The organism is Dietzia sp. SYD-A1 (assembly GCF_015356725.1).
Classification (GTDB): domain Bacteria; phylum Actinomycetota; class Actinomycetes; order Mycobacteriales; family Mycobacteriaceae; genus Dietzia.
Window position 1 is genome coordinate 1 of sequence record NZ_JADDKI010000007.1, and the last position, 8,295, is coordinate 8,295.

General features: G+C 70.0%; 9 protein-coding genes and 1 pseudogene. 7 read left to right on the top strand and 3 right to left on the bottom strand.

The features are described 5' to 3' along the window. From IY392_RS00370 to holA, 3 genes are all read left to right on the top strand, one after another. Window positions 1–325 (top strand): ComEC/Rec2 family competence protein (locus IY392_RS00370; protein WP_194860238.1); only part of this gene is annotated, 325 nt, incomplete at its 5' end. Beyond that, complete coding sequence (locus tag IY392_RS00375; RefSeq protein ID WP_231750514.1) at window positions 322–1,389, top strand: SDR family oxidoreductase; 1,068 nt, start codon at window positions 322–324, stop codon at window positions 1,387–1,389. The genes IY392_RS00370 and IY392_RS00375, both read left to right, overlap by 4 nt. 66 nt (window positions 1,390–1,455) lie before the next feature. Next, complete coding sequence (holA, locus tag IY392_RS00380) at window positions 1,456–2,433, top strand: DNA polymerase III subunit delta (protein WP_107756102.1); 978 nt, start codon at window positions 1,456–1,458, stop codon at window positions 2,431–2,433. A gap of 129 nt (window positions 2,434–2,562) precedes the next feature. Here the strand turns inward: holA and rpsT are convergent, their stop codons facing one another. Next, window positions 2,563–2,823 carry a 30S ribosomal protein S20 gene (rpsT, locus tag IY392_RS00385; protein WP_107756103.1) on the bottom strand — a complete coding sequence of 87 codons (261 nt, stop codon included), beginning with the start codon at window positions 2,821–2,823 and terminating at the stop codon, window positions 2,563–2,565. A gap of 167 nt (window positions 2,824–2,990) precedes the next feature. Continuing rightward, window positions 2,991–3,539 carry a type II toxin-antitoxin system PemK/MazF family toxin gene (locus IY392_RS00390; protein WP_194860239.1) on the bottom strand — a complete coding sequence of 183 codons (549 nt, stop codon included), beginning with the start codon at window positions 3,537–3,539 and terminating at the stop codon, window positions 2,991–2,993. 35 nt (window positions 3,540–3,574) lie between these two features. Here IY392_RS00390 and IY392_RS00395 point away from each other — a divergent pair, with 35 nt between their 5' ends. Then, the gene (locus IY392_RS00395) at window positions 3,575–4,297 is read left to right on the top strand and encodes an EthD domain-containing protein (protein WP_194860240.1); all 723 of its coding nucleotides are present in this window, start codon (window positions 3,575–3,577) and stop codon (window positions 4,295–4,297) included. A 57-nt stretch (window positions 4,298–4,354) separates the two neighbouring features. Then, entirely contained in the window at window positions 4,355–6,214 is a 1,860-nt protein-coding gene (gene lepA / locus IY392_RS00400) for a translation elongation factor 4 (protein ID WP_107756106.1), read from the top strand. 70 nt (window positions 6,215–6,284) lie between these two features. On the opposite strand, the gene IY392_RS00405 is transcribed toward lepA, so the two are convergent. Beyond that, complete coding sequence (locus IY392_RS00405) at window positions 6,285–6,797, bottom strand: CGNR zinc finger domain-containing protein (RefSeq protein ID WP_194860241.1); 513 nt, start codon at window positions 6,795–6,797, stop codon at window positions 6,285–6,287. Between the two features lie 26 nt (window positions 6,798–6,823). On the opposite strand from IY392_RS00405, the gene IY392_RS00410 reads away from it, so the two are divergent. Together IY392_RS00410 and IY392_RS00415 are read left to right on the top strand one after the other, a co-directional pair. After that, complete coding sequence (locus IY392_RS00410; protein ID WP_107756108.1) at window positions 6,824–7,645, top strand: TSUP family transporter; 822 nt, start codon at window positions 6,824–6,826, stop codon at window positions 7,643–7,645. A 34-nt stretch (window positions 7,646–7,679) separates the two neighbouring features. Continuing rightward, window positions 7,680–8,295: pseudogene (locus tag IY392_RS00415) on the top strand (M3 family peptidase); the annotation flags it as partial.

Here is an 8,295-nt window from a genome sequence, read left to right on the forward strand (position 1 = left end):
GGCGATGCGTCTGCACCGTCCGTGGATGCCGGCTACGGTCGCGGACCTGCTGGCGGTCTGCGTGGTGGCCCATCTGGCGACCCTCACGGTGCTGGTGGCCACCGGACTGGAGACCGGCCCGTGGGCGCTGCCGGCCAACATCGCGGTGGCTCCGGTGGTGCCGCTGGTCACCGTGCTCGGGACCGCCGCCGCGGCCCTGGGGCCGGTGTGGGAGGACGGGGCGGTGCTGCTCGCGGCGGCGTGCGCTCCGGCACTGTGGTGGCTCGAGACGGTCGCCCGGATCGCCGTGGCCCTGCCCGGGTCGCCGGATCTGACAACCGGGTGACCCCGGGCACGGATCCGGAGTCGCTCGCGGAGTGGTCCTCGTGCTACCGGATGCGTCCGGTGTCCCCGCCGCGCATCATGGCCCGCACAGCACAGCTCCGAGACCATGACGAGGAGACGGGACGAGTGGGACTGATGAGAAGGAATGACGACCTGAACGGAAAGACCATCGTCGTCACGGGAGCCTCCAGCGGCTTCGGGCGTGGCGCCGCGATCGCCCTGGGCGCACGCGGGGCTCACGTCGTCCTGGCCGCCCGGCGCGGTGAGGTGCTCGAGGAGGTGGCCGCCCAGATCGCCGCGTCCGGTGGTTCTGCCGTGGCGGTGCCCACGGACGTCAGCGATTCCGAGGCCGTCGAGAACCTGGCAGCGGCCGCGGAGGAACACTTCGGCCCCATCGACGTGTGGATCAACAACGCCGCGGTCGGTGTGATGGGCCTGTTCTGGGAGGTGCCGCTTGCAGATCACGCCCGACTCGTCGACGTGGATCTCAAGGGAATGATCTTCGGTGCCCACGTGGCACTGCGGCGTTTCACGGCCCGTGGCGAGGGGGTGCTGGTCAACGTGGGATCGGTCGCCGGAGAGGTTCCGCTGGCCTATCAGTCCACCTACTCCGCGGTCAAGGCGGGCATCACGAGCCTCGGTCGTTCCCTCACCGAGGAACTGCGACTGGCCGGGTTGGACGAGACGGTGAAGGTCGGCACGATCCTGCCCTGGGCGGCCGACACCCCGTGGTGGGATCACGTCGGCAACTACACCGGCCACGCGCCGCGGCTGACGGCGATGGACGACCCCGACCTGATCGTGGACGCGATCGTCGACGCCTGTACGAACCCGGACCAGGAACGCCCCGTCGGGCCGAAGGGGCGTGCCGCCCACACTTCGCACCGGGTGTTCCGCGAGCTGACCGAGCGGTTCTCGGGAACGCTCTCCCGGGCCGAGATCGGTAACGGTGCGCGCGTACCGGACACCGCCGGCGCCATCCACGAACCGGTGTCCGTCGGCACCGCTGTTCACGGAGACACCCGGGCGCGGATGGTCGAGGAGGATGCCGACCCCGGTTCGTGAGGGCGGTGGTGCGGGACTGACGGACGTGCGTGGCACCATGTCATCTGTCGACGACGAGGAGCACACATGTCACCAGACTCTGCACCCGCCGCTCTGCATCTTGTCCTGGGTGAGGACGAGTTCCTCACCGAGCGCGCCACGGCCGGTGTCGTGGCGACCGCTCGGGCGGCGGCACCCGCGGGGGAGGACCCCCCCGTCGTCTCTCGGCTGGGCGGGCCGGAGGTCGGTGCGTCGCAGTTGTTCGAACTGCTCTCGCCGTCGTTGTTCGGCGAAGCCCGCATCGTGGTGATCACCGGGGCCGCGGAGCTGGGCAAGGACGCCCAGGCGGCGGTGATGGGCGCGGCCGTCGACCTTCCGGACCGGACCGTCATGGTGGTCCAGCACACCGGTGGCGGACGGGCGAAGTCGCTCGTGCCGGACCTGCGGAAGGCCGGCGCTCAGGAGCACGCGGCCGGAAAAATCTCACGTCACACGGACGTGGTGGGATTCGTGCGCTCGGAGTTCCGTGGCCTCGACGTCCGGGTGGCCCCGGAGGCGTGTGAGGCCCTCGTCGAGGCGGTGGGCACCGACCTGAGGCAGCTGGCGTCGGCATGCGGCCAGCTGGTGGCCGACACCGGGGGGAAGGTCGATGTCGAGGCGGTGCGCCGCTATCACTCCGGTGTCGTGGGCGTCAGTGGTTTCACCGTGGCCGAGCGGGCGGTCACGGGGGACGTGGCCGGGGCGATCGAGGCGCTGGAATGGGCCATGCACACCGGGGTCCCGCACGTCGTGTTGGCAGACGCCCTCGCGGACGCCGTGAACTCCATCGCCATGGTGGGCACGCAACGGGGCACCCCGCCCGCAGAGCTGGCGCGACAGGGGTTGCCCCCGTGGAAGGTCAAGAAGGTCACCGCGCAGACCCGGTACTGGTCCATCGATACCCTCGGCCGGGCCCTCCAGGTGGTCGCCCGCCTCAACGGGGAGGTCAAGGGTCAGGCGGAGGACACCTCTTACGCACTGGAACGAGCGGTCCGTGCGGTGGGGTCGCTGGCGGGTGCGGCGTAGAACACGACCGGTTGGAACGCGACGAGGGCCCACCACGCGACCTCGATCGGTGCGGGGTGGGCCCTCGGAGCCTCGACGCGGCATTCTCCGCGGGGCTGTGCTCCCCGCGGTGGGGGGGAGCGGGTCGCCTCAGAGTGAGTTGACGGCCTTGGCGAGCGACGACTTCTTGTTGGCGGCCTGGTTCTTGTGGATGACACCCTTGGTGGCGGCCTTGTCGAGCTGACGCGAGGTCGCGACGAGGAGGGCGCCGGCCTTGGCCTTGTCGCCGGCCTCGGTGGCCTCACGCAGGTTGCGGATGGCCGAACGCAGCGCCGACTTGATCGACTGGTTGCGCAGGCGGTTGCGCTCGTTGGTGAGGTTCCGCTTCTTCTGGGACTTGATGTTGGCCACTGGTCACACCTTCGGTCGTGTCTCGACGGCCCCGCGGGGATCCGGTCGATCGGATGTCATGTCTCTCGTCCGCTCGAACGCGCGCTACGCGATCCGGTGGACACCGACGACCGACTTTACCAGCGGCGGCCTCACCGGCCAAAACGCGGCGGCCGGCCCTCGCCGCGTCAGCGCCACCCGTAATCCGAGCGCAGCCGGTCCGCGACCCGCTCGAACGTGCGGCGGGGGCAGACCGCGCCCTCGCGCCGGATGCCCTGCTCGGGGACGTCCAGCACCCGATCCAGGCGGACCCAGCTCGGTCGGTCCTCCACGTCCCACGGCCCGGTGCCGAGGGACTGCCAACTCTCGTCGTCGTCCCGCCTGGCCTGCGAGGAGAGCATCAGTCCGAGCAGACGATCGCCGTCGCGGCCCACCACCAGCACCGGGCGGTCCTTCCCGCGTCCGTCGGCCTCCTCGAACTCCACCCAGGTCCACACGATCTCCCCGGGGTCCGCCCGACCGTCGAGGTCCGGTGCGTAGGACAGCGTTCGCGCGCGACTCGCGGTGGGCACGGCCCCGGTCGTGGCGGGCCGTCCCGCCCCGACGGCCCCGGCCGTCGCGGGAGCGGTGATCCCGCGATCCTCGAGACGCCGTCGCACCTCGAGGGCCACCGTCGGTCCGTACTTTCGGCCCATCCGAGCCGCGGTGCGACCCATCCGGGCCCAGTCGATCGCCATGTCCGCCAGGGTAACCGCATCTAGGATCCCGATTCATGGACGTGATCTTCGCGGTGGTGTGGTCGGACGACACGGTCGGGCCCGTTCCCGACGGCTCGGGCCTGCGGACGGAGATCGCCCGGGAGGTGGACGGCCCGCTCGCCGAGCTCGGGGTGGGCGAGTACGTGGTGAACGTCCGGGACGAGGCGGTCGCCGGCGCGATGATCGACGTGCAGGTGACCCCGCGACCGGTGCTGGCGGCGGTCCGCGCGCGGGTTCCGGTGGCCTCGGCCTCCGCGTGTGCCGACCTCCTCGACGCACTGCGTGGGCTGGGCCCGGTCTCCGCGTGGTCGGTCACCGCGTCGGAGCCGCTCCCCGTACCCGGGCCCGGAGGGGACGGGAGGTGCCCCGGGATGGCGAACCTGGCCTTTCTGCGGCGGCCGGAGCGTCTGCACCGCGACGAGTGGCTGCGCATCTGGCTCGAGGAACACACTCCGGTGGCGATCGATACGCAGTCCACCACCGGCTACACCCAGCACGTGGTGGTCCGCGCACTGACCGAGGGGGCGCCGGAGATCGCCGGGATCGTCGAGGAGGTCTTCCCGATCGAGGCGGCCCGTGACCTCGGGGTGTTCTTCGATTCGCAGGGCAGTGACGAGCGGATGAGCGCCCACATCCAGGCCATGACCGCCTCGACGGCCCGTTTCCTCGACGACGGAGCGGTCGACGCGATCCCCACGGGGCGGTACGTGATGGGTGTCCGGAGTCCGCGCGTGTGACAATGGGGTGATCGCCCGGTCGGACCGCACCCCGCCACGCCCGGGCCCGCCCGAGGAGTGATCGAGATTCCCAACTTCGCAGAGACGACGTTCACCGATCCCGCCAGGATCAGGAACTTCTGCATCATCGCGCACATCGACCACGGCAAGTCGACGCTGGCCGACCGCATGCTGCAGATCACCGGTGTCGTCGAGGAGCGGCTCATGCGGGCCCAGTACCTCGACCGCATGGACATCGAACGCGAACGCGGCATCACCATCAAGGCGCAGAACGTCCGCCTGCCGTGGGTGCCGCGTTCCGGTGACCACGCGGGCGAGGAGATCGTGCTGCACATGATCGACACCCCGGGCCACGTGGACTTCACCTACGAGGTCTCCCGCGCTCTCGAGGCGTGCGAGGGGGCGATCCTGCTGGTGGACGCCGCGCAGGGGATCGAGGCGCAGACGCTGGCCAACCTGTACCTGGCGATGGAGAACGACCTCGAGATCATCCCGGTCCTCAACAAGATCGACCTCCCGGCGGCGGACCCCGAGCGGTTCGCCGAGGAGATCTCCCACATCGTCGGGTGCGAGCCGGACGACGTCCTCCGTGTCTCCGGCAAGACGGGCGCGGGGGTCGAGGAACTGCTGGACAGGGTGTGTGACGTGATCCCGGCGCCCGAGGGCGACCCCGACGCCCCCGCCCGCGCCATGATCTTCGACTCGGTCTACGACACCTACCGGGGCGTCGTCACCTACGTGCGCGTGGTCGACGGATCGCTCCGACCCCGCGAGAAGGTCCGGATGATGTCGACCGGCACCACGTACGAGGCCCTCGAGGTGGGGATCATCTCGCCCGAGCCCAAGGCCTCCACGGGCCTCGGGCCGGGAGAGGTCGGCTACCTCATCACCGGCGTCAAGGACGTGCGTCAGTCCAAGGTCGGTGACACGGTGACCAGTGCCCGGGGCGGCGCGGAGGAGCCACTGGCGGGATACGCCGAACCCAACCCCATGGTCTTCTCGGGTCTCTACCCGATCGACGGGTCCGACTACCCGGTCCTGCGCGACGCGTTGGACAAGCTGCGACTCAACGACGCCTCGCTGGACTACGAGCCGGAGACGTCGGTGGCGTTGGGTTTCGGCTTCCGCTGCGGGTTCCTCGGTCTGCTGCACATGGAGATCACCCGGGACCGGTTGGAGCGCGAGTTCAACCTCGATCTCATCTCCACCGCACCGAACGTGGTCTACCGGGTCGTCGCCGAGGACGGCAGCGAGCACCAGGTCACCAACCCGTCGTACTGGCCGGAGGGCAAGAACCGCGAGGTCTACGAGCCGATCGTCAAGTGCACGATCATCGTGCCGAGCGAGTTCGTGGGGACCACCATGGAGCTGTGCCAGTCCAAGCGTGGCGAGATGAAGGGCATGGACTACCTGTCCGAGACCCGGGTCGAGCTGCGCTACGTCATGCCGATGGGCGAGATCATCTTCGACTTCTTCGACTCCCTCAAGTCTCGTACCAAGGGGTACGCGTCGATGGACTACGAGGAGGCCGGGGAGCAGGTCGCGGATCTGGTCAAGGTCGACATCCTGTTGCAGGGCGAGGCCGTGGACGCGTTCTCCGCGATCGTGCACCGTGACTACGCGCAGGCCTACGGCAACAAGATGACCGTCAAGCTCAAGGAGCTCATCCCGCGGCAGCAGTACGAGGTCCCGGTCCAGGCCGCGATCGGGTCCAAGATCATCGCCCGCGAGAACATCCGCGCGATCCGCAAGGACGTGCTGTCCAAGTGCTACGGCGGCGACATCAGCCGCAAGCGCAAGCTCCTGGAGAAACAGAAGGAGGGCAAGAAGCGCATGAAGTCGATCGGACGCGTGGACGTGCCCCAGGAGGCCTTCGTGGCGGCCCTGTCCGCGGAGTCGAGCTCCGACAAGAAGTAGGGGCCGCCCGACCCACGTCCGCTCCGACCCTGGTCTGACCCGACCCGCATCCGCCCCGGCCCCTGTCCACTCAGTGTCGCGCTCGGTGGCGCCGTACGGCGGACCGGTTGGTGCAGCGTGTCGAGCAGTACTGTTTGCGGCCGTTGCGGGTGGTGTCGGCGAAGACGTCCTCGCAGTCCTCGGCCGCACACCTGGCCAGTCTGTCGATGCCGCGCGAGGTCAGGTGCAGTGCGGTGCCCACCGAGAACATCGCGGTGAGGAGTCGGGCGAACGAGACGTCATCCGCCCGGTAGTGGACGTGCCAGTGGCCGTCGTGGTCGGTGAGCCTCGGCGGTGCGGAGTGGTCGGCGAGCAGGGCGTTGAGAGCGTCGGCCCGACCGCGGGGCTCGGTGGTGTCGACGACGACGAGCCAGTCGTCGAGGAACGCCAGCGTCTCCGTGAGGTCCGTGTCGGAGGCTGCGCGGTCGATGGTCACCCCCGATTCGCGGCAGCGGTCCACCAGTTCGCGGGTGGTGCGGGGGCGGCGGTTCGCCAGGTCGGCGGCGAGGGTCACCGGATCCGCCCCGTAAGGGTTGATGTACACAGACCAATTACAGCACAGTACCCCGTATGCCTCAGTCATTCGCGGGTCTGGCCGCGTCCCCGGCCGCGGGGGTCTCCGCGTGGGTCCTGGCCGCGCTGGTGCTGGCCGCCTTCGTCGCCGGTTGGGTCGACTCGGTCGTCGGCGGGGGAGGGCTCATCCAGCTCCCGGCGTTGGTCGTCGGCCTCCCCGCGGACGCCTCGACCCCGGAGATCCTCGGCACCAACAAGCTCTCCTCGGTCGCCGGGACACTGGTCGCCTCCGCCACCTATCTGCGTCGGATCCGTGTGCCGATCGGGATGGTCCTCCCACTGGTGGTCGCCGCGTTCGCCGGCTCGGCCGCGGGGTCCTCGGTCGCCCGGTTCATCCCGAGGGACCTGCTCACCCCCGTGGTGCTGGCGGCCGTGATCGTGGTGGGTGCCTACACGTGGTTCCGGCCCACCATGGGTCGTACCCACGAGAACCGGTACACCGGGTGGGCGCGCATCTGGCGTTCCGCGCTGATCGGGCTGGTGATCGGGTTCTATGACGGGGTCCTGGGGCCGGGGACCGGCTCGTTCTTCGTGATCGCGATCGTCGCGTTCCTGGGTTTCGGCTTCCTGCAGGGGACGGTGGCGGCAAAACTCGCCAACCTCACCACCAACATCGCCTCGATCCTGGTCTTCGGTGTCCACGGCGAGGTGTTGTGGGTCATCGGTGGCTGCATGGCGGTGGCCAACCTCACCGGCGGGTTCATCGGTGCCAGGATGGCGATGCGTCACGGCAACGAGTTCATCCGGGTGGTGTTCCTGGTGGTCATCGGCATCCTGGCGGTCAAGCTGGCGTGGGACACGGTGGCCCTGTGGACATGAGGCGCCCCCGGGGAGCCGACGTAGACTCGCGCCCATGAGCCTCCCGAATCCCGAGCCCGGCCGCCACCCGCTCCTCGACGAGTCCCCGCTGCCGTACGGCCTCCCGGACTTCGCGGCCGTCGACGAGGCGGAACTTGAGCCGGCCATCCGGACGGCGATCGACGACCACGCCGCCGAGATCGCGGCGATCGTGGCCAACCCGGACCCCCCGAGCGTGGAGAACACGGTCATCGCACTCGAGCGGTCGGGTCAGGCGCTCCAGCGGGTCCTGTCGGTGTTCTACGGACTCCTCGGCCCTGATGCGACACCCGCCCGCCTCGACGTCGACAGGGTCGTCTCTCCGCTGTTGGCCGCGCACTGCTCGGCCGTCATGACCGACCCGGGCCTCCTCGCGCGGGTCGACGCGATCCACTCGGCGTCGGAGGCGGGGGAACTGGAGGTCGACGACGAGACCGGCCGGCTGATCCGGCGGCACCACCGTGACCTCCTGCGGGCCGGTGCGGGGCTCGACGAGGCGGGCCGCGCCCGACTGACCGCGATCGACACCCGGCTCGCGGAACTCACCACGGCGTTCGGGGAGAACCTGCTCGCCTCGACCGCCGAGCTCGCCGTCCCGGTGACCGACGAGGCCGAGCTCGAGGGGCTGCCCC